22 protein-coding genes are annotated in these 24,188 nt (G+C 35.4%); 16 read left to right on the plus strand and 6 right to left on the minus strand.

What is annotated here, in order from left to right:
• Positions 1 to 19: 19 nt before the first annotated feature.
• The 7 genes from cas1f (at position 20) to GYW75_RS09485 (ending at position 10,486) form a co-directional block, all read left to right on the plus strand.
• Positions 20 to 973, plus strand: a complete 954-nt coding sequence (gene cas1f / locus GYW75_RS09455; RefSeq protein ID WP_174799227.1) for a type I-F CRISPR-associated endonuclease Cas1f — start codon at positions 20 to 22, stop codon at positions 971 to 973.
• Positions 970 to 4,293, plus strand: a complete 3,324-nt coding sequence (cas3f, locus tag GYW75_RS09460; RefSeq protein ID WP_174799228.1) for a type I-F CRISPR-associated helicase Cas3f — start codon at positions 970 to 972, stop codon at positions 4,291 to 4,293. Before cas1f ends, cas3f begins: the two co-directional genes overlap by 4 nt.
• A gap of 397 nt (positions 4,294 to 4,690) precedes the next feature.
• Positions 4,691 to 6,070: a type I-F CRISPR-associated protein Csy1 gene (csy1, locus tag GYW75_RS09465; protein WP_174799229.1), complete on the plus strand. Its 1,380-nt coding sequence runs from the start codon at positions 4,691 to 4,693 to the stop codon at positions 6,068 to 6,070.
• Complete coding sequence (gene csy2, locus GYW75_RS09470) at positions 6,070 to 6,993, plus strand: type I-F CRISPR-associated protein Csy2 (protein WP_174799230.1); 924 nt, start codon at positions 6,070 to 6,072, stop codon at positions 6,991 to 6,993. Before csy1 ends, csy2 begins: the two co-directional genes overlap by 1 nt.
• Positions 6,994 to 7,028: 35 nt before the next feature.
• Entirely contained in the window at positions 7,029 to 8,039 is a 1,011-nt protein-coding gene (gene csy3 / locus GYW75_RS09475) for a type I-F CRISPR-associated protein Csy3 (protein WP_065605842.1), read from the plus strand.
• Between the two features lie 5 nt (positions 8,040 to 8,044).
• A complete protein-coding gene (gene cas6f, locus GYW75_RS09480; RefSeq protein WP_065574527.1) occupies positions 8,045 to 8,614 on the plus strand; it encodes a type I-F CRISPR-associated endoribonuclease Cas6/Csy4 in 570 nt (189 codons plus the stop codon).
• 948 nt (positions 8,615 to 9,562) lie between these two features.
• Positions 9,563 to 10,486, plus strand: a complete 924-nt coding sequence (locus GYW75_RS09485) for a hypothetical protein (protein WP_238786460.1) — start codon at positions 9,563 to 9,565, stop codon at positions 10,484 to 10,486.
• A 162-nt stretch (positions 10,487 to 10,648) separates the two neighbouring features.
• Here GYW75_RS09485 and flhA read toward each other — a convergent pair whose 3' ends face one another.
• The 5 genes from flhA to flgA all read right to left on the minus strand — a co-directional run bounded on the left by flhA (position 10,649) and on the right by flgA (position 15,520).
• Positions 10,649 to 12,736 (minus strand): flagellar biosynthesis protein FlhA, encoded by a 2,088-nt coding sequence (gene flhA, locus GYW75_RS09490; protein ID WP_051634094.1) that lies wholly within the window; start codon positions 12,734 to 12,736, stop codon positions 10,649 to 10,651.
• Positions 12,737 to 12,753: 17 nt separating this feature from the next.
• Complete coding sequence (flhB, locus tag GYW75_RS09495) at positions 12,754 to 13,884, minus strand: flagellar biosynthesis protein FlhB (protein ID WP_065609896.1); 1,131 nt, start codon at positions 13,882 to 13,884, stop codon at positions 12,754 to 12,756.
• A 141-nt stretch (positions 13,885 to 14,025) separates the two neighbouring features.
• Positions 14,026 to 14,460: a flagella synthesis protein FlgN gene (locus tag GYW75_RS09500; RefSeq protein ID WP_174799232.1), complete on the minus strand. Its 435-nt coding sequence runs from the start codon at positions 14,458 to 14,460 to the stop codon at positions 14,026 to 14,028.
• A 28-nt stretch (positions 14,461 to 14,488) separates the two neighbouring features.
• Positions 14,489 to 14,782 carry a flagellar biosynthesis anti-sigma factor FlgM gene (flgM, locus tag GYW75_RS09505; protein WP_034909437.1) on the minus strand — a complete coding sequence of 98 codons (294 nt, stop codon included), beginning with the start codon at positions 14,780 to 14,782 and terminating at the stop codon, positions 14,489 to 14,491.
• 78 nt (positions 14,783 to 14,860) lie between these two features.
• On the minus strand, positions 14,861 to 15,520 hold the full coding sequence (gene flgA / locus GYW75_RS09510; protein ID WP_034909440.1) for a flagellar basal body P-ring formation chaperone FlgA: 660 nt from the start codon (positions 15,518 to 15,520) through the stop codon (positions 14,861 to 14,863).
• Positions 15,521 to 15,672: 152 nt separating this feature from the next.
• On the opposite strand from flgA, the gene flgB reads away from it, so the two are divergent.
• The 9 genes from flgB to flgJ are packed head-to-tail and all read left to right on the plus strand — an operon-like array spanning position 15,673 to position 22,894.
• Complete coding sequence (gene flgB / locus GYW75_RS09515; RefSeq protein WP_034909444.1) at positions 15,673 to 16,083, plus strand: flagellar basal body rod protein FlgB; 411 nt, start codon at positions 15,673 to 15,675, stop codon at positions 16,081 to 16,083.
• Positions 16,084 to 16,085: 2 nt separating this feature from the next.
• Positions 16,086 to 16,493, plus strand: coding sequence for a flagellar basal body rod protein FlgC (gene flgC, locus GYW75_RS09520; protein ID WP_034909448.1), 408 nt, complete (start codon positions 16,086 to 16,088; stop codon positions 16,491 to 16,493).
• 13 nt (positions 16,494 to 16,506) lie between these two features.
• Positions 16,507 to 17,226, plus strand: a complete 720-nt coding sequence (locus tag GYW75_RS09525; RefSeq protein ID WP_034909450.1) for a flagellar hook assembly protein FlgD — start codon at positions 16,507 to 16,509, stop codon at positions 17,224 to 17,226.
• 16 nt (positions 17,227 to 17,242) lie between these two features.
• Complete coding sequence (gene flgE, locus GYW75_RS09530; protein ID WP_065609903.1) at positions 17,243 to 18,454, plus strand: flagellar hook protein FlgE; 1,212 nt, start codon at positions 17,243 to 17,245, stop codon at positions 18,452 to 18,454.
• A gap of 14 nt (positions 18,455 to 18,468) precedes the next feature.
• Positions 18,469 to 19,224, plus strand: a complete 756-nt coding sequence (locus GYW75_RS09535; RefSeq protein ID WP_065609905.1) for a flagellar basal body rod protein FlgF — start codon at positions 18,469 to 18,471, stop codon at positions 19,222 to 19,224.
• A 29-nt stretch (positions 19,225 to 19,253) separates the two neighbouring features.
• Positions 19,254 to 20,036 carry a flagellar basal-body rod protein FlgG gene (gene flgG / locus GYW75_RS09540; RefSeq protein WP_065590612.1) on the plus strand — a complete coding sequence of 261 codons (783 nt, stop codon included), beginning with the start codon at positions 19,254 to 19,256 and terminating at the stop codon, positions 20,034 to 20,036.
• Positions 20,037 to 20,058: 22 nt separating this feature from the next.
• Positions 20,059 to 20,736 carry a flagellar basal body L-ring protein FlgH gene (locus tag GYW75_RS09545; protein WP_238786461.1) on the plus strand — a complete coding sequence of 226 codons (678 nt, stop codon included), beginning with the start codon at positions 20,059 to 20,061 and terminating at the stop codon, positions 20,734 to 20,736.
• Between the two features lie 50 nt (positions 20,737 to 20,786).
• Complete coding sequence (locus tag GYW75_RS09550) at positions 20,787 to 21,857, plus strand: flagellar basal body P-ring protein FlgI (protein ID WP_442902846.1); 1,071 nt, start codon at positions 20,787 to 20,789, stop codon at positions 21,855 to 21,857.
• A gap of 11 nt (positions 21,858 to 21,868) precedes the next feature.
• On the plus strand, positions 21,869 to 22,894 hold the full coding sequence (gene flgJ / locus GYW75_RS09555) for a flagellar assembly peptidoglycan hydrolase FlgJ (protein ID WP_174799234.1): 1,026 nt from the start codon (positions 21,869 to 21,871) through the stop codon (positions 22,892 to 22,894).
• 333 nt (positions 22,895 to 23,227) lie between these two features.
• Here the strand turns inward: flgJ and flgL are convergent, their stop codons facing one another.
• Complete coding sequence (gene flgL / locus GYW75_RS09560) at positions 23,228 to 24,184, minus strand: flagellar hook-associated protein FlgL (RefSeq protein WP_065609910.1); 957 nt, start codon at positions 24,182 to 24,184, stop codon at positions 23,228 to 23,230.
• Positions 24,185 to 24,188 lie beyond the last annotated feature (4 nt).

Consider the following 24,188-nt stretch of genomic DNA (forward strand, 5'->3'; position numbering starts at 1 on the left):
AATTTAATTAGTTATTATCATGGATATGATTCATTCTTCTGATCTAAAAACGATCATGCATTCCAAGCGTGCCAATATTTATTATTTAGAGCATTGCCGTGTTTTGGTTAATGGCGGGCGAGTTGAGTATGTGACTGAGCAAGGTCAACAATCGTTATATTGGAATATCCCAATAGCTAATACTACCTGTATTTTATTAGGCACGGGAACATCATTAACGCAAGCGGCAGTGCGAGAGCTTTCACGGGCAGGTGTCATGATTGGCTTTTGTGGTGGAGGCGGAACGCCTCTATTTTCATCAACCGAATCTGAATTCGCTTGTCAATTTTTTTCGCCACAAAGTGAATATCGCCCGACAGAATATCTACAAAGCTGGTGTCAATTTTGGTTTGATGATGAACGTCGATTACAAGCAGCTAAATTATTGCAACAAACAAGGCTTAATATTATTAGTGAGTGTTGGCCGCAATTTGATTGGGATGTTGATAAAACGCAGTTAACGCATATTCTTACTGATGCAACACAACAATTTACCGATGTTGATAATAGCCAAGCACTTTTAGCCGCAGAAGGGCGAATTAGCAAACGTCTTTATAGCATGGCAAATCAATTAACTTTACAAGATGACAAATTTAAACGGGAACAAGGCACTCGAGGCAAGAGTCATGATCCTGCTAATCAATTTTTAGATCATGGTAACTATTTAGCCTATGGACTTGGCGCAACGGCTTGTTGGGTGTTAGGTCTCCCTCATGGACTTGCTATTTTACACGGAAAAACTCGCCGAGGTGGATTAGTTTTTGATGCGGCAGATATTATTAAAGATGGCATTGTATTACCTCAGGCCTTTTTATCAGCCAAACAAGGCGATAGTGAAAAAGAATTTCGTATGGCATGTATTGCGCAATTTGCTCAATTAGGTGCACTTGATAGGATTATTGATACTTTAAAACAGATAGCAGATCAAATATGAATATTTTACTTGTTAGTCAATGCAAAAAAAATGCCTTAACCGAAACAAGGCGGATTATCGATCAGTTCGCTGAGCGCTGCGGTGAACGAACATGGCAAAGCCCAATGACCGAAGCAGGGTTACAAACGCTCTATAAATTATTACGCAAAACTGCACGAAAAAATACTGCTGTTGCATGTTACTGGACACATGGTAAAAATTTAACTGATCTTTTGTGGATTGTGGGCGATCACAGTCAGTTTAATCAAGAGGGACGAGTCCCAACTAATCGTACTAAACGTAATATTTTACGCAGTGACAGCGAAAATTGTTGGCAATATGCAACCAGTATCCAATTAATTACAACCATAGCGGCACTACTTCATGATTTAGGTAAAGCAACGATTGGTTTTCAATCTAAATTACGAGCAGAAACGGCTGTGGCGGCTGATCCTTACCGACATGAGTGGATTTCGTTACAATTATTTTTATTAATGATTCAAGACTGCACTACGAACGAAGCCTTATTTGATCGATTAGCGCATTTTGATCAATATCGACAACAGAATCCTAATTGGTACCAGCAACTTACCAAAGTTGACAAAAATGATCTCACGCAGTTACCGTTATTGGCGCAATGGATTGCGTGGCTCATTGTGTCGCATCATCGAATGCCGTTTTTAACGACTTCATTAGATGGTGATAAAAAAAAGAAACAAGAAAAAGATTCATATCTCTCAGGCTTAAAAATAACTACCTTTTATAAAATATTGAATGCAGTTGATGGGTGGGTTAAAAATAGTCATAGTCAGCATACTTCGCCCGATGATTTTTGGCAGCTTAAGAGCGATATTACCTTAAGCCAGCTTTGGCTGAAAAAACTAAGCCGTTATGCAACCAAAGCCCTAAATCATGTTCCCTTAATGCAATTGTCTAATATTGACGCGTTTTTATTGCATATTTCACGTTTAAGCTTAATGGTGGCTGATCATAACTACTCAAGTTTATCTTTATCAAATGACGAGGCAAAAAAAAATAGGGCAATACTGATTGCCAACACAAATTACCAAAAAGAAGCCAAACAGTGTTTGGATGATCATTTGGTTGGTGTTGCTAATTTTTCAGCCCGTTTTGCTCGTTTATTACCTAAAATAACCACGGAATTACCCGCAATCAATCAACATAAACCTTTTACCAAACGAACAACTATAAAACGATTCCAATGGCAAAATCATGCTTTTGATTTAGCAAAAAGTTATCAACAACTATCTGATGAATGTGGCTTTTTTGGTGTTAATATGGCATCTACTGGCTGTGGTAAAACCTTAGCCAATGGGCGGATTATGTATGCGCTTTCAAATCCAAAACGGGGCGTGCGTTTTACCATTGCATTGGGATTACGTGTTTTAACGTTGCAAACAGGTAAAGCATTAAGAGAAAGATTACACTTAAGTGATGAACATCTGGCGATTTTAGTGGGTGGGCGAGCCACAAAAACCTTGTTTGAACTGAGTAGTGAAGAAATTCAACAAAACGATTCTCAAAAAAAATCGGAAAACCAAGGTAGTGAATCTATCGAATCGTTGCTTGATGAATATATTGATGTAGCAGAAAGTGGTATTGCTGATTGTGAATTAGGTACTATTATCGAAGACAGTAAAGCACGGCAATTACTTTATGCGCCTATTGTGACATGTACAATTGACCATATTATTCAAGCTAGCGAATGTAGCCGAGGCGGTAAATATATTGCACCAACGTTAAGATTGTTAACCTCAGATTTGATTTTAGATGAGCCAGATGATTTTGATCAACACGACTTGCCAGCGCTGGCGCGTTTAGTCCATTTAGCTGGATTGTTTGGTAGCAAAGTACTACTGTCATCGGCGACCTTAACGCCAGATTTAATTGCCGGATTATTTGATGCTTACCAAGCAGGACGAAAAATTTGGAATCAAAATAACCAATATGCCAATAATGCCATTGTATGTGGTTGGTTTGATGAATATGAACAGTCGATATCACAAATTGCTGATACTAAAACGTTTCGAGATCACCATCAACAATTTGTAGCAATGCGCATTCATCAATTAGCACAAAGTGCAATCCGCCGTAAAGGGCATATTTTAGATCTACTAAATTACCAAGAAAATAAAACAGAAAACCAAAAAATTAATTATGGTGTGCTAGCTAAACAACTATTAGATCAAGCTTATCAATTTCACCAAGATCATCATCAAATTGATAAAAAATCACAAAAAAAGGTAAGTATCGGTTTAATGCGTTTTGCCCATACAGAAGATGTTATTTCACTTACCGAACAAATTTACGAACAAAAGAAGTTACCTAGTGATACTGCTTTTCATATCGTGGTTTATCATGCTCGACAACTGCTGTTATTGCGTAGTCAATTAGAAGAAAAGCTCGATAGAATTTTAAATCGCAGTGATGAACAGGCACTATTTAGCCAACCGGAAATTCTCCAAGCGATAAAAAGTAGCAATAAAGAAAACCATATTTTTATTGTAATAGGTACGCCAGTCACCGAAGTTGGGCGCGATCACGATTATGATTGGGCAATTGTCGAACCATCATCCATGCGCTCTATTATTCAGTTAGTAGGGCGAGTATGGCGTCACCGACCACAAAAAATGGCACAAAAGGCCAATGTGGCGATATTAGGATCGAATTTAAAAGCAATTGAATCTAAGTATCGTACGGATAAGGCCTGTTTTACTAAACCAGGATTTGAAGAAGAGTCATTATTTTTGCTGAAAACCCATAAAACAAATGAACTAATTCCAGCTTATCAGTTAGTTAATATAGATGCGGTTCCACGTATTCAGTCTTGCCCTGAAGATGGGCTAACGCTAGCTGAATTAGAGCATAAGGTCATGGCAGATCTTTTTGCAATTAATGCCCGTAAAAGTAATTATGTGACCAGCTATTGGCAACAAGGCTTAGCTCATCACCATTGTGTGCATTTACAGGCGATTTCGCCATTTAGAGGAAATGATAAGACACAAGATGAATATATTTGCCAACTTGACGACGATGGCGATTATCAATTTAGCTATGCAGATGTAGCATGGCAGACTCCAGATGAATCTTGTCCAAGCAAACAAAATAGCCAAATTGAATACAAACGTTGGTTATTTGAAAATCCGCAAGTTAAACCGTGGTTAGAAAATAGTGTCGAGCAAGCCATAGCAAAAATAACCGAATATTTCCCAAATAAAACGCCATATCGATTAGCGAATGAATTTTGTAGCGTAAGCTTATATCGTAATAGCAGTTGGTATTTTCATCCTTATTTAGGATTTTATGAAAAGAAAGGATAAAAGAATATCAGTTTTTATACTGAAACACATAGTTACCTGAAACTTTTTGACAAAATATCGTCAGGTGCATAATGGTTGCTAGTAAAAGTGAGGTAATTCTTTTATACTCTGAACGGACAGCCGTATAGGTTGCTGAGAAATTTTAAGTATTCTCTTTCCTTTGAAGAATATTTCACCGCTGAATAAGTGGTTTATAAAAGGATTAAGCTCCACCCTCCAAATTAGTTGGCTCGTTGAGCTTAATATTATATTATTCCCTTTTAAGTTTTATTCTTTACTTTGTTTCTTTCTTTTTTTTGTTTGTTATTTTTGATTATTTTTTGATTTTTTGCTTAAATTTTAGTAAGATTTATTTTATTCTCATTTTATTAAAATTTAAGATAAATAAGGAGGGTCAATGAATAACATATCTTGGCAAGATATAAGAAAAGTAATTTTAGATTTTCTGCAACAACGGCTTGCCAATAATAGTAATTATAAAAGTGAAACCGCTAAGCTGGAAAAAGCAAAAGAGTTAGGCGATCAGGTCGCAGTTAATGAAGCTCAGCAAAAGTTAGCTGAACTTGCTAAACGGTTTGATTTTGAAACGTGGATGGAAGACGCGGCAATTAGAAGAATTTCATGGCTTCTTATTGCTACCCATATAGCTAAAGGAGTTCACCCGAGCTCGAAGGCTTGTAACGCAAATTACAATACACAGATAAAGCCTAATAACCTGAATAATTTAGTATCATCTGCTACAGTGAACTCTTTGCCTTTCGATGCCAGTGGCGCTGCTGCTTTAGATATATTTGGGCTTTTAAACCAAGTCGTTAAAAATGATATAACAATTTTACAGCTTATTATTAATAATCACCCTGCTGTTCAAGAAGCTTTATCTGATGATAAAAATAAGTCTGCTCTTTATTTGGAAAATTTTAAGCAGTTACTTAAAGATAATTGGAGTGATGCGCAGGCTTCAGAACTTAATAAGCAATTTTTCTGGCCGAATAGTGAAGAAACTTATTTGTCACAGCATGAAAATAATTACCGCTTACTGATTCCACTACATCCTAGTGCTTTATGCCATTTAGTTTATCAAAAGATACAAAGCAGATTTTCGGATGAAAATAAAAATGCACGAGAATTGCGTAGAAAAAAAGATGTTGAGTATCAACCTTATTTTTCTTTTCATGATTTAGCCGTTGTTAAACTAGGTGGCAGTAATGCTCAAAATGCAAGCCAACTTATTGGTAGTCAAATGGGGCGCAATTTTTTATTACCCTCTATGCCTCCTATATTTCAAAAATCTCAATTCCCATCGATTTCTAAACAACAAGAAACAATTTTCAATAATGCACTGCAATATTTTTGTCGATTTGGTTTTAAATTACTGTTTGATATGGTTGAAGCGCCAAAAAATATTGTAGAAGAACGAGATGATCGTAAAGATGCGTTTGCGGTGATTTTATCTTTACTACTTAAGTTTGCTCGCTATATTCAAACTACTCAACCAGCTGGTTGGAGCCGTGATTATTCACTCAGTTTTAATGAAAAACTTTGGCTTGATCCACAGCGTGCACAATTAGAGAATGAAGAGGATTTTGAAAAACAGTATGAACAAGGTGATTGGCAACAAAGTCTAGAAAAGCTTTTTGCAACTTGGGTTCAAAATGCTTTAAAAGAAAAATTTAAAAATTTTAAACAACAATTTGCTGATCCTGAATTTAGCGAATGGCGCCGTGAATTTAGTACTGCGGTAAAAGTAAGTCAACGTAAAAGGGAGGGGATCTTTTAATGGCATTACCAGATTATTATTTATTATTTGATCATGTCAAAATCCATAATGCCAATGCGATTTCTAGCCCATTAACGTATGGATTCCCAGCTATTTCGGGGTTTCTAGGCGCTATTCATGCTTTAAGTCGTAAAATTGAATCAGAAAATCCTATTTACTTAGATGGTGTGTTAATTGCATGTCATGAATGTGATGTACAAGTTTATCGACCAAACAACTATGCGGATTATATTTTTCGATTAACACGTAATCCACTAGCTAAAAATGGTAGTACTCGTTCAATTATTGAAGAAGGGCGAGTTCATCTGGATGTTTCATTAGTTGTAGAAGTAAAAGTGCGGTCTCGGTCTTGTTTGAATAAATCTGAAGATAAAGAAGAATTTATTACACAGATGAAGAATAAGTTATACCAGCAACGTATAGCTGGTGGATATGTAGAATCTATTGAATCGGTAGAATTATTCCCTGCCTTTAAATCTCATGATGATTTAATTAAAGCTTTGTTACCAGCATTTGTTTTAGTTGAAGCACCACAAGATTTGCAAGATATTACTGCTGAATTACAGCATCAAGATCCTAATGCTACAGCGCTTGATGCCCTAATTGAAACAGCGATGTTGCATCATCATCCACAAGAAAAAGATCACTGGCAAACCACATCGGTTAAACAAGGTCGTGGTTGGCTTGTCCCTTTACATTTGGGCTATCAAGCTATTTCACCGTTATTTTCAGCAGGTAAGGTTGAACATGCGCGCAGTAATGAGCATGCCACGCAATTTGTGGAGTGTATTTATGGGCTTGGTAAATGGGTCTTTCCTTTACGCTTGAAAGAGAGTTTATCACAGGCTTTTTGGCGTTATAAATGCAGTGAATTGCAATCTAATGATGCAGAAATTTATATTATCAATCAAGAAACTAATTAAGTAAATTTAGAAAATTATAGACTAAGGAATACATTATGAGTAAAGATAAAATGACAACGGCAAGCGTACTTGCTTTTGAACGTAGTTTTGATATTTCAGATGCAATTTTTGCACAGCAAAGTAGTACGGATACCAATAAATTATCCCCTGTTGTAGTTACTGAAAAATCAGTTCGAGGCACTATTTCAAATCGTCTTAAAAATGCAGTGGCAAACGATCCAACCAAATTAGATGCTGAAATACAAAAACCAAATTTACAAACGGTAGATGTCGCTTCGTTAGATGCCGATAAAGATACTTTGGTAGTTACATGGAGCTGTAAAGTGTTGCCATTTTTAGGTAAACCATCAGTATGTAATGATATCGAATATCAAAAAGAACTAGAAAAAACAACGCAGGGTTATATTCAAACGCAAGGATTGACAGCACTAGCTAAGCGTTATGCTATTAATATCTTAAGTGGCCGTTGGTTATGGCGTAACCGTATGGCAGCAGAGCAAATTAGCCTTTCGATTACTCGAAAAGATGAAAAAAAACCAATGATTGAAGTCAGTGATGTTAAACAATATCAACTAAACTCATTTGATTATGATGATAAATCGGTGAATGATCTTGCTACACTGATTGAAGCAGGATTATGTGGTAAAGAGTTTGTGATTTTTAACGTTGAAGCCAAACTGAAAATGGGCTTAGGTCAAGAAGTCTACCCGTCACAAGAATTAATTCTAGATACTGGCAAAACTAAAAGTAAAGTATTGTATGAGAAGAACAAACAAGCCGCCATGCATTCACAAAAAATCAGCAATGCAATTCGAACTATCGATACTTGGTATGACGATAATGCTCAATTCCCAATAGCAATAGAACCGTATGGCTCGGTGACATCAATGGGGCATGCTTTCCGACAACCAAAACAGAAATTAGACTTTTATACCTTATTTGATAATTGGGTATTAAAAGGTGAAAAACCATTGCTTGAGCAACAACATTATGTGATTGCGGTATTAATTCGTGGTGGTGTCTTTGGTGCTAGTGGCAAGGAGTAAATTATATGCACTCACACTATTTAGAGCTGCGAGCTATTTCGCAAATTGAGATAACCGAGGTGGACGTGATTAATCAAATCATGCAGTCACTGCACCAAATCTTGGTTAATCAACAAGGAAATATCGCAATTAGTTTTCCTTGTTACAATGTGCACCGAACATTAGGCGGAGTGATTCGCCTATTTGGTACCGAGCAGGAATTGCAAAAACTTAAAGCAGATATACAGCAAAAATCATCGATAAGTGATTATGCTTTATTGATGCCTATCACAACAGTACCGGCAACGATAAAAGGCTATTTGCATTTGAGTCGTGTTAATCCTAAAGGTCAGAGTGCGTTAAGACGTGCCGAAAAAAGATTAACAGCACAAGGTAAATGGACACCTGAAGTGAAAAATAAAATGGTTGAAAAGTGGGGAAGCGTTCATTTGCAATACCCACATCTTCATTTGAATAGTAAAAGTACAGGTCAAAGATTTATTTTGTGGTTAAAACAAGAAAAATGCCCAGAGCCAGTGCAAGGCACATTTAATAGCTATGGATTAAGCCAAACAGCCACTGTTCCTGATTTTTAAATCATTAACCCTTTTTTTGGGGATAATTTTAACATATTGATTATTATTGATATTAAAATAGACTCAAAAAAAGGGTAAAAATTGGGAAAAGTGCAGTATGCTCTTTTACAATAAGGCACTATTGAGATAAAATTCTACTTCAATGCCGTATAGGCAGTTTAGAAAACTTGGCAATATTCGGAAACATTTCTAACCATCTTCAATGCCGTATAGGCAGTTTAGAAAAACCCCAAAAGAGATAACCGATGCAATTCATCCTTCAATGCCGTATAGGCAGTTTAGAAAAACTTTTGTTCTGCTCGGTACCAATTTTTGTACTTCAATGCCGTATAGGCAGTTTAGAAAATCATAATAATTTATTTTTGTGTCAACATATACTTCAATGCCGTATAGGTGGTCTTTTGTATAAAAGTAGAAATTTCTGTATAACTGGTTGATTTTAATTAAAATAAAAAATTAAATAAAATCAATACCCTACCTGAGAGATTTTATGGGCGTAATACATCTTATAACATGGTAAGGATTATATGTTCATTGGTTGTTAGGTAATTCACTAATTCCTTGGTTTAGAAATTATCACCAATATTCATTATTTCCACAAAAGTTAAGACTTACAAAACCTAACACCGTATTCTAATTAAAAAATTGCATAAAAAACTAGCCAAGTTTTTTTAAAATGGCTATACTTTAACACCTTAAAGGAATAGTTTATTAAACAATCAAATAAACATAAAAATTAAAATAAATCATTAATTTACTTGACAGGTGAACCGTAATGCATTATCATTTTAAACACCAAACACCAAACACCAAACCTGGCAAAACTATGTCTTAAATTTATCAGATAAACACACTAGTTGGATTTTTAACCCCGCCACGTTTATATCTTCAAAGTTATTTTTCAAATTATTATCAAAATTATTCCGAAAAGTTCCGTTAGTATTGATATTGTTATTATTGTCTTCTTTATGGAATGTACAGGCGAATGGCAAAAAGGTTCGAACGGGTAATCGTAGTGATGCAATAATAATATCGTCGGCAGTTATCCATTATGCAAGGCCGAATCTATATTATAGCGAAGGTAGATACGCAGGTCCTGCTGACATATGGAATCCTGATAAGGGCTTCTTAGTTCAATCAATCAATCCTGAATCATACAACCTCAATTTCCCAACTACAGGAGCGAATTATTTATTTTTTGATTTAGTCATATCGGAAGGTTTCGCTGAATTGACATGGGAACCAGTTACGCATGAGGGAATTACCGCAACAATGAGAGTTGTGCGAGGTATTCACAGTTGGATTCATGATTCTAGTCTTGTACTTCGTGTTGTGCTAACAGGTCCTGAGGCCAGAAATCAATGGGACAATCCTCATCCTAATCCAATTGCTAAGCCAAAGTTACCGCAGACGTTTGAGTTAGTGGGTAGAGATAGATATGGCATTGAGGTAGTAAAATATGGATTTGTGTTGAAGCAGTGGTTCGTCGTGCGGGATGGTCATCTTCCTGTTCGAACGAGAACCTATAGTGACCATTTAGCATGGTGTAATAATATAGGCTACCAGATGCCAAGGGTCAGGGATTTAACCAATGCGGTTACAAAATTTGGTCCATCAGTAGGTGCTAATCCATCTTCACCAGGTAATCATTACATGCGTCATATTGATGCAGGTCTTTCTTCCGAGTGGGGCCACTTGTTCCTTTACACCCCTGGTGGTGTTGGTGATACTGGCTTTCTTCCCATCGATTATTGGACGAGCGATGTGACGGGGCACGAGCAGTTCACTGTGAGCTTGAATGATGGCGGCATCGGTAGCTACCACCCGAAAACCGAAGGACGTGTTGTTTGCGTCTCAAACCTTAAACCTTAGTTCTTATTTCTTAGTCATTAGGTCGCCGAGGCCAATATTTAGAAACACCTATTTTGATACTTTAACTATCATAAAATTGTTTACCGCCGTATAGGCGGTTTAGAAATGAGTGTTTCTAGTTTTTATTAACTGAAACACTTCATTATTAGTATTATAAAGTAACTATTCTGCGCCAATTTGCGTGCTCATTTTTATCTCTCGATTATCGGTGATTTCTAAATTTGACAATACCACTAATTGAGGAAAGTTAGGCCTTAAAAATTGTGAAAGCATAGGTCTTAATGCATGGTTCACTAATAACACTGGTGGTGCACCGATAGCTTCTTGTTGGTGAATGGCTTGTTTAATTTGCTCGACAATGTGTTCGGCTAGCCCTGGTTCAACATTGCTAGTATTTTGGAGCGCTTGTAATAACAAACGTTCTAAATTGATATTTAATCCTATTACATTGATTGGCTCAGATCCAGGAAACCATTGTTGTGTGATGACTCTTCCTAAAGCAATTCTTACCATACTTAGTAGCTGATAAGCATCATTTTGGGTTGGTGCGTACTCACAGATGGTTTCAATAATGGTACGCATATCACGGATTGACACTTTTTCAGCGATCAAGTTTTGCAATATTTTATGAAATGTGGTTAGTGTAACAACACCAGGAATAAAGTCCTCCACTAATTTCGGCATATCTTGTTTTATTCTGTCGAGCAGTTCTTGAGTTTCTAAACGTCCTAATAAGTCGCTAGCAAATTGCTGTAATAAATGATTAAAATGAGTAGCAATCATGGTGCTTGTATCAACAACGGTATACCCCAATATTTGTGCATTTTCTTTATTACTTTCATCTATCCATATCGCTGGTAATCCAAAGGCAGGTTCGGTTGTTGGAATGCCCTCAATGGTTTCAGTTACATTACCGGGATTGATCGCTAACCATTTATTATTAACAATTTCACCTTTGCCAATTTCACCACCTTTTATAAATATCTTATATTGATAAGGTGCTAATGAAAGATTATCTCTTATATGAACTTGAGGTGGTAAAAAACCCAGTGTTTGAGCAAATTTTTTGCGTAAACTACGAATTCGCCCTAACAACTCACCATTTTGTGTTTGATCTACCATGGGAATTAACCCATAACCAACTTCCATTGCCAATATATCTTCAATATTAACATCTGACCATGTTGCTTCTATATTAGCTGGCGTGGTTGCTTGTACATTAGCTTGTTTGGGTGCCACTTTTTGTTCTGTCTTTTTCTGTTTAGTTAGCCACCAAGATATGATTAATAAAATAACAGTAAAGAGTAGAAAAACTAAATTTGGCATACCCGGAATTAGTCCAAGTAAACCAATGACGACAGCTGTTAAAATCAATACTTGTGGATTATTAAAAAGCTGTGTAATCATTTGATCACTGATGTTATCTTGTGATGTGACTCGAGTAACAATAACGCCTGCTGCGGTTGAAATAATGAGTGATGGTATTTGTGCTACCAAACCATCGCCAATAGTTAGTAAAACATAGGTTTCGCTAGCATCAGAAAAAGCCATACCGTGTTGAACAACTCCAACTAATAACCCCCCAATAATGGTTATGCCCATTATTAATAATCCCGCAATCGCATCACCACGTACAAATTTACTGGCACCATCCATTGACCCATAAAAATCGGCTTCTTGAGAAACTTCGGCTCGACGGGCTTTAGCTTCATCTTCACCAATTAAACCCGCATTCAGATCGGCATCAATAGCCATTTGTTTTCCGGGCATGCCATCTAACGCAAAGCGTGCACCCACTTCAGCTATTCTACCTGCTCCTTTGGTGATGACCATAAAGTTGATAATGACTAAAATAATAAATACCACAATACCAATAGCAAAATTACCACCAACCAAAAAGTGTCCAAAAGCCTCAATAACCCGCCCAGCAGCAGCACTACCTGTGTGACCTTTTAATAAAACGACCCGCGTAGAAGCAACGTTTAACGATAATCTTAATAAAGTTGCAAATAATAAAACGGTCGGGAATGCTGCAAAATCAAGCACTCTTTTAGTAAACAATGCTACTATCAAGATGATAATTGATAATGTAATATTAAAAGTAAAAAACAGATCCAAAATAAATGCAGGTAGTGGTAATACCATCATCGAAAGAATCAATAAAATTAGCAATGGTCCAGCTAAGACTTGATAATGCCCATTTTTTAATGTATTGGTTGATAATAAATTAAGTAGTTTAGATTTAATCATAAGACTAGTTATTACCTTTATTTATTTACGGATAATGACTCAGGTATGGGTAAATTATTTGGCGCTATTGGTTTATCGCCACCATATTTATACCAATGTTTCAATTGATAAACCCACGCTAGAATTTGGGCAACCGCGGTATATAATTCGGTTGGTATTGTTTCGCCTATTTCACCATGACGGTATAAAGCACGGGCAAGCGGTGGAGCTTCTAACTGGGGGATATTATGTTCATTAGCAATTTCTTTGATGCGTAACGCAATTTTATTTGTTCCTTTCGCTAATAATTTTGGAGCAATCATTGTTTTTTCATCATATTGCAGAGCGACGGCATAATGCGTTGGGTTAGTAATAATCACATTGGCTTTAGGTACATCTTTCATCATACGGCGTCTAGCAATAGTCTGTTGCATTTGACGAATACGCCCTTTGATTTGTGGGTTTCCCTCTTGTTCTTTAAATTCATCTTTAATTTCTTGTTTTGACATTTTCAGTTTCTTTAAATTACTCCATATTTGATAGAAAATATCAAAACCAACCATGGGTATTAAAGATATAACACTAAAAATTCCACAAAGAATCACTAGCTGTATTGCTTTAGTTAATGCGCTATTTAAATGCATATTGGGTAACGAAAGCATGTAAGGGAAATGGTGCATTACAAACAATGTTGAAGCTATAGAAATAAAAATAACTTTAAGTATGCTTTTTAGTAATTCAGAAAAAACTCTAATACTAAATATTCTACCAAATCCAGATATCGGATTTAGTTTTTGAAAATTAGGCTTAATTGATTGCAGGCTAAATAGTAAACCGCCAACACAAAGTGGTGCAAATATAGCAACGATAACTAGACCAAAAAAAATGGGTACAATTGCCCAAAAACCATCGGTTAATAAGTTAACTAAATTGAAGACGATTAACTTATCATCCTCTATTTTATACGAAAACTTCATTGCTGTTTTAATGATCGTAGTTAACTGGTTAACTAAGTGTGATCCCATTAATCCAAATAAAATAATACCTATTAACAAAATTAATAACGAAGTTAATTCACGAGAACGAGGGATCTGCCCTTTTTCTCTAGCTTTTTTTATTTTGCTATCGGTGGGGTGTTCGCTTTTATCTAGATCACTATCGTCAGCCATGATGAAGTTAAATAAAACGCTATAGTTTAATAAAGATTTACAATACTAACAGTATGAACTAATTGCTACTGGGTTGTTGGCTTAATAAGAGGGCATTTTAGGGGGTATTTATGGCGTTTACCGTCAATAAATATTAATTTTTTAAACTTTGGCTCGCTTTGACGAAATAATTTCAGTTTGTTGATAGCCACTATTAGTATAAACAGCAGGACTTTTAATACTTTTAAGATAGTTGATTGATTGCTGGGTTAGATTCATGCGGTTTTGAATAATTAGCCCATTATCACGATTTATATCTGCTAATAATTTTGTTGTATCAGTAATTGATAGCCAAAGAGCTTCGATAGTAGGATTTTCTTTATAGGGTGGTTGAATATTAAATTGTTCACTTAGTTTTATGCGTTCTTCATCCAGTAGCTTTAGTTGAATTAGTAATTGGCTTTTTTTGTTAATAGTTTCACTTAACTGGTTTGTTGAACTATTTTCAATTAATATTTTTTGCTCTGATTGTAGAATTTCTGAAATTGTTTGTAACATCTCAGCTATTTTATTTAGGATGCCATTAAGTGCTAACATTTTTTATCCTTATAATTCTGTCTTATTTTTAAAAATCTTCTAGTAATTGTTTAATTAATTTATCTGCAATTTTATGTGTATCAATAACCAATGTTCCGTTGGATATGGACTGTTTTATTTTTTCAATTTTTTCTACATCGATATCTTTGTTGGTTGAATGTAAAAGGTGTATTGAATTTTGATTTATACTCACGTTAGTACTTACATTAGTACTGTTTTTAGTTTGTACAGATGCATTGTGAGTATTTTGTTGTTCGTTAATTACATCGCGGCTTACTAGCCCTGTTATGGCTGTAACGGATTTAGTCGCATCTATAGTCATAAAATACCTTTAATCAAATTTAAGATTTAAGTGATTTGTATAATTTTATTATCGGCAATAATAAAAAAATCATTAATATTATTTATTGGAAATTATTACACCTTGGTGAGTTAACGTGCCTTCAACAATTTTATCAGAATTTAGTTTAACTTTTATTTTATCGTTTAATATAGCATTGTTAAGTGTTTTACCATTAGTTGTTATCTCATAACCTTCTCCATTTATTATTACTTTAATTATTTGTCCTGCTTTCACCTGCCAATTTTTTTGAAGCATTGTTGTTTTTATTGGTTCACCCAAATTGATATTTCGTAAAGCTATATGATTAATTGCGTCAACTCCATCCAAAATAACAGTCGAAGGTAGTTTATCCAACCAACCTGATTGTATCTGTATATAATCTTCGTTGATTAGCGTCCCTGCACTTATTGCTTGTTTAGCTACAATATAGTTCCCTTTGACAGCAACATTAATCTGGATAAATTTTTTTTTATTATTGCATTGGGCACTGATAGTCATGTTGCCCCACTGTTTTTTTTTATTTAATAAAGAGAGTGTTGGAGTCTTACAATTTAATTGCGGTTTAGCAGTAAGATAAGTAATTAAAATGTCGTCCGCTTTATGACCAAATTGCTGTGATATTAAATTGTTAATCTGTTTATCAAGCGAATTTGCTAAAACATTATTCCAACTAAATAGTATAAAAATAGCGAGTATCAATTTTGCGATTTTAATCATGCTTATTTATTCTAAATTATTCATAAGCTGATTTTACTTTATGATTGCAAGAAATGAATCTTGAAATAAGGGCAATTTTTATCGTTATTTGCGCAATAACTTTTTTTTTATTCGCTTAAAATTCTCATTATCAAAAAAAATGAGATGATTTTATGTTTGATAAATTAGATACATGGGTTAATTTTCATCAGCAAGCATTAAATATACGTGAAATACGACAAAATATATTAGCTGCAAATATTGCAAATAGCGATACGCCTAACTATCAGGCTCGAGATATTGATTTTAATGCTGAGCTAAGCAAAGCACTTAACAATCAGAATAAGATTAATAACGTTGGACTTAATATCACTTCAAATCATCATATTCAGATAAAAGCACCAATCATGACAAATCATGATGTACTTTATCGTATACCTTATCAGGCTGCGGCAGATGGTAATACGGTTGAGATGGATCAAGAACGTACAGCTTTTATTGATAATAGTATTCACTACCAAAGTAATTTAACGTTTTTAGGTGAAAAATTTAAAAATATTATGGCGGTATTACAGCAAGGATAATCATGATGAGTTTTTCTATTTTTGCAATTTCAGGCTCGGCATTATTGGCACAAACACAACGAATGAATGTAAGTGCTAGTAATTTAGCTAACGCAGACAGTATTACCAGTACTTCAGGCAAAGCTTATCGAGCTAAGCAGGTTATTTTTCAAGTGGATGATAATGGTGAACTTAACCCAATTGCTGGGGTTAAAGTGTCGCAAGTTATTGAAGATCCTTCACCGATGAATTTGGTTTATGAACCTAATCATCCATTGGCCGATGCTAAAGGATATATTCAAAAACCTAATGTTGATGTAGTTGCCGAAATGGTTAATACCATTTCAGCATCACGAAGTTATCAAGCAAATATAGAAGTAATTAATACCGCCAAAAATTTAATGTTAAAAACACTGGCATTAGGGCAATAAAAAGGAGTGGTTGATGGGTATAGCTAATGTTCTTGTTTCAGAATCATCGGGGATAACAAAACCTCAAACGACACAAAAAACGGCATCTGATGGTAACTCAAGTAAAGAATTACAAGATAATTTCTTAACGTTATTAATTGCACAAATGAAGAACCAAGATCCAACTAACCCAATGGATAATAGTCAGCTAACATCACAGCTGGCTCAAATCAATACTTTAGCAGGTATAGAACGTCTTAATACAACCTTAGGAATGGTTTCTGGTCAGATTGATGATAGTTTATCAGTCAATGCCAGTAATATGATTGGCAAGGGAGTGATGGTTCCTGGCAATAAAATTTTAGTTGCAACCTCAGAATCTGAAAGTTCAGACTCAAAAGAAGAAACCGTTACCACACCATTTGGTTTTGAGCTGGTACATGAAGCAGACTCAGTAATTATTACTATTCAAGATGAAAATGGCAATGTAGTTCGTGAAGTTGATTTAGGCGCAATTCCAGCAGGCGTTAGTTCTTTCACTTGGGATGGTGTGCTAAATGATGGGACGAATGCACTAGATGGTAGTTATACTTTTTCAGTTAACGCAAGTTATGACGGGAAAAAAGTATCATCAACATCATTATCTTATTCAGTAGTATATGGTGTTATCAATAGTAAAGTTAATAATAAAGTATTACTTGATTTAGGAATACTTGGTTCAATTAGTATTGACGAAGTACGTCAAATTCTTTAAAGGAGATAAAGTTCAGATGGGATTTTCTCAAGCAGTGAGTGGTATGAATGCTGCATCAAAGCAATTAGATGTTATTGGGAATAATATTGCCAATTCAGCAACAGTAGGATTTAAGAGTGCTAGTATCTCATTTGCTGATATCTATGCTGGCTCAAAAGTTGGTATGGGGGTTAAAGTGGCTGCGATTATGCAAAACTTTAATGATGGGATAGCTACAACAACCAACAATAGTTTAGATGTGGCTATTTCTGGCAATGGATTTTTCCGTTTAGTGGATAGTAATGGGCAAGCCTATTATACCCGCAATGGACAGTTTCAATTAGATTCCGAACGAAATATTATTTCTGCTGATGGTCTTTATCTGACTGGCTATCTTGCAACTGGAACACCACCTCAAGTGCAGCAAGGTGCAGCTCCAGATACATTAAAAATTTCGCAAGAAATGCTAAATGCATCAGCGACAACCAAGGCTTCTTTGCAAACAAACTTAAATTCCAATAGTAAAGTTCCGGCAAAACAACCTGTCAATGCTCTTGATGCTGATACATTTAATTATTCTACGACCATTACTACTTATGACTCGCTTGGTAATCAACGCAATATTCAGCTCTTTTACGTTAAAACCGCTGATAACCAATGGGATGTTCATTATCTTGATAGCAGTGATCCTAATGGAAGTTTGCAAAAAGCGGGAGAAATGGAATTTGATTCTTCTGGTAAATTGATTAGTGATCCCGAAATGACCATCAATATTAATGGGATAAATGGATCTGCTGATAATAGCTTTACTTTATCATTAGCCAAAAGTTCTCAACAAAATATGGGTAAAGAATTGGGTAGTATTAAAAACCCTGTTGTAAATGGATATGCTCCAGGAGATTTGGTTGGGTATAGCATTAATGATGATGGTTCTATTTATGGTGTCTATTCTAACCAACAAACAATGTTATTAGGTCAGATAGCAATGGCTGATTTTGCTAATGTTAATGGGCTAGAGCCTGCTGGAAACAATAACTGGCGATCAACCATTAATTCTGGAGGCGAGGTATTGGGCAGAGCAAATTCTGGTACATTTGGTTCGTTAGTGAGCGGTGCACTAGAGTCGTCAAATGTTGATATGAGTCAGGAATTAGTGAATATGATTGTTGCTCAGCGCAATTACCAGTCTAATTCACAAACAATTAAAACGCAGGATCAAATTCTAAATACATTAGTCAATTTGCGTTAATTTAAAGGTTATTTATGGATCGTGTTATTTATACAGCAATGTCAGCAGCTAGCCAGACATTAAATCGGCAATCAATTACTACTAATAACTTAGCTAATGTATCTACAGTGGGGTTTCGTGCACAATTAACGACGATGAAAGCAGTTCCTGTTGTGGGGAATGATACACCTACACGAACCATGGTAACAGCAACAACTCCTACTTTTGATTCAACGATGGGGGCATTTAATTACACTGGTCGAAACTTGGATGTTGCTTTAACTGAGGATCACTGGTTAGCAGTACAATTAGCCGATGGTAGCGAAGCTTATACGCGAAATGGTGCAATTCAAATTGACGAAAATGGTACTCTTAACATACAAGGTAATCCATTAATTGGTGATAACGGTGTTTTGACTGTGCCTCAACGATCTCAAATCAGTATTAGTAGTGATGGAACACTTTCCGCATTAGGTGCAGGTGATAAACCCACGACCATTGCTCAAGTAGGTAAAATAAAGAAAGTCCATCTTGAGCATAATGAAATTATACGTGGTGATGATGGTTTTTTTCGACTAACGGAAGAAACACGTAATGAACGTGGTGAGAATATGCCAGACAATCCAAAAGCTAAGCTTATGTCAGGTGTATTAGAAGGGAGTAATGTGAACCCTGTTACGGCTATGGTTGATTTAATTAGTCATGCTCGCCAGTTTGAAATGCAGATGAAAGAAATTATTACTGCTGATGAAAATGCACAAAAAGCAAACCAAATTTTATCTATAACTTAAATTTATCAATACATTAGACAGGAATAACAATGATTAAATCATTATGGATTGCCAAAACAGGCTTAACGGCACAACAAATGAATATGGATATTATTTCCAATAATTTAGCCAATGTTAGTACCAATGGTTTTAAAAAGCAAAGAGCGGTGTTTGAAGACTTATTATACCAAACTGTTCGCCAACCAGGAGCACAATCATCTGAGCAAACAACATTACCTTCTGGGCTACAGATTGGTACAGGAGTTCGTCCAGTTGCGACAGAACGAATTCATAGCCAGGGTAATTTAGAGGCAACCGATAACAGCAGTGATATTGCTATTAATGGGCAAGGTTTTTTCCAAGTTTTATTACCCGATGGTACACAAGCTTATACTCGTAGCGGTGCTTTTCAAGTCAATCAAAATGGTCAATTGGTGACTGCAGCAGGATACGAAATTCAACCAACAATTAGTATTCCATCCAATGCAATCAAAATGACGGTAGCGCGCGATGGTGTAGTAAATGTGACATTAGCTAATCAATCAACACAGGTCCAAGTTGGGCAACTAACTTTACATACTTTCATTAATGATGCTGGACTTGAAAGTATGGGGGAAAATCTTTACTTAGAAACCGAAAGTTCAGGTGCGCCAACGGAAAATACGCCAGGATTAAACGGCGCAGGGCTTTTATATCAAGGCTATACCGAAACGTCTAATGTTAATGTTGCTGAAGAACTAGTGAATATGATTCAAGTTCAACGTGCTTACGAAATTAATAGCAAAGCGATATCAACCTCTGATCAAATGCTACAACGTTTAAATCAACTGTAAAGTTAACAATATGCTAAAGGTAATGAGATATTTTTATATTTTAATAGCATTTTTTTTCAGTGGCTGTGCACAATTGCCTAAAAAGCCTTTAGTTGAAGGTGAAACAAGTGTTGTCCCCAAATTGCCAGACAATGTAAATACGACAGGTTCAATTTATCAAGCTGCTCAGCCTAGTAGCTATGGTTACCAACCAATGTTTGAAGATCGTCGCCCGCGTAATGTTGGCGATGTATTAACCATTGTTTTACAAGAAAATGTCAGTGCTAGTAAAAGTTCATCGATTAATGCAGGACGAAACGGTTCGGTGGATCTAGGGGTAAAAACAATACCTAAATTTCTTGATGGGTTAGTCGGTCGAGGTAAAGCTAATACTGAAATGTCTGGAAATAATGATTTTAAGGGATCAGGCGGGGCTAACGCTAAAAATACCTTTAGTGGCACAATCACCGTCACGGTTCAAGATGTCATGATCAATGGTAATCTAAAAGTGATTGGTGAAAAACAGATTGCGATTAATCAAGGTACCGAGTTTATCCGTTTTTTTGGGGTAGTTAATCCAAGAACAATTAGTGGAAATAACACTGTTATCTCAACGCAAGTTGCTGACGCTCGAATTGAGTATGTTGGTAATGGATACATTGATGAAGCCCAAACGATGGGTTGGTTACAGCGCCTATTTTTAAATCTTTCCCCTTTTTAACGAGTATCATTATGTTAAAAAAATTGCGTATTTTTGTTTATTTTGTCGTTATGATGGTATTAGTGATACCAGCGGGCCATGCTGAACGTATCCGCGATTTAGTCACCATTCAAGGTGTAAGAGAAAATGCCTTGGTTGGATATGGTATTGTTGTTGGTCTTGATGGTACAGGCGATCAAACATCACAAACACCTTTTACCATTCAAAGTATTACTAATATGTTATCTCAATTAGGTATTACCGTACCGTCTGGGAGCAATATGCAATTAAAAAATGTTGCAGCTGTTATGGTTACGGCTAAATTACCTTCTTATTCTCGAGTAGGACAACAAATTGATGTGGTGGTATCCTCGCTCGGTAATGCAAAAAGCTTGCGTGGAGGTACATTGATTATGACACCACTAAAAGGTGTCGATAATCAAGTATATGCTATTGCGCAAGGTAACCTTTTTGTAGGTGGAATGGGTGCAAGTAGTAAAGGTAGCAGTGTAAGTGTGAACCAAACTGCAGGGGCAACTATACCTAATGGTGCAACCATAGAACGAGAGCTTGCAACCCGTTTAGATGAACAAAATGTTATCCATTTACATCTTAATCAATTTGATTTTACTCGAGCCTTAAAAATATCTGATGCAATTAATAGGTTACAAAAAAATACTGCAGTAGCGTTAGATGGTACAACGATAGCATTACATATGCCAAAAGAAAGTAGTGCACGAGTACAACTGCTTTCACGAATACAAAATCTTGAAATTAGTGCTACGCCAGTTTCAGCAAAAGTCGTTATAAATACTAGAACCGGTGTTGTAGTTATGAACCAAAAGGTTAAATTAGATAATTGTGCGGTTGCACATGGTAATTTATCTGTTGTGGTAAATAACAAATTAAAGGTAAGTCAACCAAATACCCCATTAGCAGGCGGCACAACAACCGTTACACCAGATAATCAAGTTAGCGTTGCGCAAGAAGGAGGGGCTTTACACAATATATCCTCTAGCGCTGATTTAAATCATGTTATTAATTCGCTAAATGTATTAGGTGCTAATCCTACAGAATTAATGTCAATACTTGAAGCGCTAAAAACAGCTGGTTGTTTACATGCTTCCTTAGAAACTATCTAAAAAAAGACTTTATGAATAATAAAATTGGACAATCTTTGAATCGCTTCGCTTATGATTTTTCGGATATTAATCAATTAAAGCGAAATGTAGTTAATGGCTCTGCTGAAGGTATTAAGCAAGTTGCTCAGCAGTTTGAGTCATTATTTATTAATATGATGATGCAAAGTATGCGAAAAGCTGTACCTGAAAGTGGTTTATTTAGCCAGTCTGCTACACAACTATTTACTTCAATGTTTGACCAACAAATTACACAGCAAGCAGCGGGTAAAGGGTTTGGATTAGCAGATATGCTTATTAAACAGTTAACTAATAAAGTTTCACCATCAATTAATGTTAACCTACAATCTAATACAAACAATACTCAGCAAAATCTCCAATTAGCTCAATCCTTATTTAGTAATGCATCGCCTAATTTATCACCTGAAGCACTAGGGCAAATACTATATCGTAACTATAATGCTAACAAAGCAGCTGAAATTAAACATAACGAAGCAATATTAAAAACACAACTAGATAATGTAAACGAAGATTATGTCACAAAATTTGTTATGGAATGGCTAGAGCCAGCTAGGCAAGCTGCTAAAAAATCTGGTATTCCGTATGAGGTTATTATTGCCCAAGCAGCACTAGAGACTGGGTGGGGGCAAAAGCAAATTAAAACCGCTAATAATCAATCAAGCCACAATTACTTTGGTGTCAAAGCAACATCGTCATGGAATGGCAATTCAACTCGTTTAACCACACATGAATTTGTTAATAATAAAATGATGAAAATTGAAGATAATTTTAGAGTCTATAATAGTAAACATCATGCATTAACCGACTACCTCAATTTATTAACTAAAAGTCCCCGTTATCATGCAGTTATTAAAGCTCCTGATGCCAGAACAGCTGCTAAAGAATTACAAGCTGCACATTACGCAACTGATCCAAATTATAGTGATAAGCTTATTCAAATCATTGGTCGTATTGAAAAAATTGCAAAAAATAATCAGTTAACAACTGTATCAGGATTTAGGAAAATTGCATTTAATTAATAATAGAATTACTCGGTTTGAATACAATGCTCAATACTTTGTTAGTAAAAATATTATAAAATTAATTTTAAAAACAAATAATTATGAATTAAATAAGAAATCAATCAATAAAAAAACGCTTAGGTAGAGTATTGATTTTATTCAATTTTTTTTATAATTAAGCGTCACTCGCTTAAACTGATGGTTTATATTGCATAATGACATTGTTTTTGAAACTTTTTAGTTAAAATAAAAAAGGAGGTGGTAAACCTCCTTTGAGTGGGATGAATAGTTTGAGGCGATTCACAACTTAGGGTAAAAAACATTGCTTAAATAAAATTAGGTTACAAAACTTTATTTCATTTGAAACAGTGACATACTTTGCATAGTCATAAAGGTATATTGTGCAGCTTGTAAATTAGCTTGTAGCATTACATATTCTGAAATGGCTTCGTACCAATCGACGTCTTCAAGTTGGCTGATTTGAGTTTGAAATTCAATATCTAATGTTTTCCCCAATGTGGTTAATCTGTCAATTTCGGATAATACCGAGCCACCTTCTGCTCTAAGTGTCGAAATATTATTAAAAGAATTGTCTACTCCATGACGAGCTTTTGACAATCCAGATCTAAATTGTTCAAGGGTATCATCATTATCATAATCTAGATCTATTTTTAATGCCTCAATTGCATAATCAATACTTGCAAATATGTTACTTTCTGCTGGTGAACCATCAGATTCTTTAACATTTGAGCCAGTCATAAATACTTGAATACCTGTAAAACTTAGCGATACTTCTCGCGAGTCATCGATTAATACATTGATAGAAGTTGTACCGCCTACGTAACTCACTTCACCTGATTCATTCATTACAAAAGGAGGTGTATCGTTTTTCTTACCAGCAAAAAGGTAGTTACCATTAGTGTCTTTTGCATTAGCTAATGATAAAAGTTGATCTTTTAAACTTTGTAATTTATTAGCAAGATCGAGTCTATTTTCTTCATTTAAGGTTTCATTTGATGCATAGACCAATGTTTCCTGAATTGCTTGGATAACAGTATTGGCTTCCGATAAGATCGTATCTTGGCGACTAAGTGATTTATCGGCATTTTCGCGTGTTGCTTGGAACTGTTCATTTTGTGCTTGCGCTTGCTTTATTATTAATGATTGTGATGCTCCCATTGGATCATCAGAAGGAGTTAAAATCTTTTTACCTGTTGCCAAATGCAACCCCGATTTTTGCCATTTGCTGTTGGTGTTTAAAATACTGTTTAAGTTTTTTTGATAAATTGAGTTTGTGCTAAGGCGCATTTTT

It is taken from the genome of Gilliamella sp. ESL0232 (genome assembly GCF_013346885.1).
In the GTDB taxonomy this organism is placed as follows: Bacteria; Pseudomonadota; Gammaproteobacteria; order Enterobacterales; family Orbaceae; genus Gilliamella; species Gilliamella bombi.

What these genes read in the sequence shown, in the direction of transcription:
- GYW75_RS09500 (WP_174799232.1), bottom strand. Translation starts at nt 14,460, where the DNA reads ATGTTAGCACTTAATGGCATCCTAAATAAAATAGCTGAGATGTTACAA.
- flgE (WP_065609903.1), top strand. Translation starts at nt 17,243, where the DNA reads ATGGGATTTTCTCAAGCAGTGAGTGGTATGAATGCTGCATCAAAGCAA.
- GYW75_RS09525 (WP_034909450.1), top strand. Translation starts at nt 16,507, where the DNA reads ATGGGTATAGCTAATGTTCTTGTTTCAGAATCATCGGGGATAACAAAA.
- cas3f (WP_174799228.1), top strand. Translation starts at nt 970, where the DNA reads ATGAATATTTTACTTGTTAGTCAATGCAAAAAAAATGCCTTAACCGAA.
- flgJ (WP_174799234.1), top strand. Translation starts at nt 21,869, where the DNA reads ATGAATAATAAAATTGGACAATCTTTGAATCGCTTCGCTTATGATTTT.
- csy2 (WP_174799230.1), top strand. Translation starts at nt 6,070, where the DNA reads ATGGCATTACCAGATTATTATTTATTATTTGATCATGTCAAAATCCAT.
- GYW75_RS09550 (WP_442902846.1), top strand. Translation starts at nt 20,787, where the DNA reads ATGATGGTATTAGTGATACCAGCGGGCCATGCTGAACGTATCCGCGAT.
- GYW75_RS09545 (WP_238786461.1), top strand. Translation starts at nt 20,059, where the DNA reads ATGAGATATTTTTATATTTTAATAGCATTTTTTTTCAGTGGCTGTGCA.
- csy1 (WP_174799229.1), top strand. Translation starts at nt 4,691, where the DNA reads ATGAATAACATATCTTGGCAAGATATAAGAAAAGTAATTTTAGATTTT.
- cas1f (WP_174799227.1), top strand. Translation starts at nt 20, where the DNA reads ATGGATATGATTCATTCTTCTGATCTAAAAACGATCATGCATTCCAAG.
- cas6f (WP_065574527.1), top strand. Translation starts at nt 8,045, where the DNA reads ATGCACTCACACTATTTAGAGCTGCGAGCTATTTCGCAAATTGAGATA.
- flgL (WP_065609910.1), bottom strand. Translation starts at nt 24,184, where the DNA reads ATGCGCCTTAGCACAAACTCAATTTATCAAAAAAACTTAAACAGTATT.
- flgA (WP_034909440.1), bottom strand. Translation starts at nt 15,520, where the DNA reads ATGATTAAAATCGCAAAATTGATACTCGCTATTTTTATACTATTTAGT.
- flgB (WP_034909444.1), top strand. Translation starts at nt 15,673, where the DNA reads ATGTTTGATAAATTAGATACATGGGTTAATTTTCATCAGCAAGCATTA.
- flgC (WP_034909448.1), top strand. Translation starts at nt 16,086, where the DNA reads ATGATGAGTTTTTCTATTTTTGCAATTTCAGGCTCGGCATTATTGGCA.
- csy3 (WP_065605842.1), top strand. Translation starts at nt 7,029, where the DNA reads ATGAGTAAAGATAAAATGACAACGGCAAGCGTACTTGCTTTTGAACGT.
- flhA (WP_051634094.1), bottom strand. Translation starts at nt 12,736, where the DNA reads ATGATTAAATCTAAACTACTTAATTTATTATCAACCAATACATTAAAA.
- flgM (WP_034909437.1), bottom strand. Translation starts at nt 14,782, where the DNA reads ATGACTATAGATGCGACTAAATCCGTTACAGCCATAACAGGGCTAGTA.
- flhB (WP_065609896.1), bottom strand. Translation starts at nt 13,884, where the DNA reads ATGGCTGACGATAGTGATCTAGATAAAAGCGAACACCCCACCGATAGC.
- GYW75_RS09535 (WP_065609905.1), top strand. Translation starts at nt 18,469, where the DNA reads ATGGATCGTGTTATTTATACAGCAATGTCAGCAGCTAGCCAGACATTA.
- flgG (WP_065590612.1), top strand. Translation starts at nt 19,254, where the DNA reads ATGATTAAATCATTATGGATTGCCAAAACAGGCTTAACGGCACAACAA.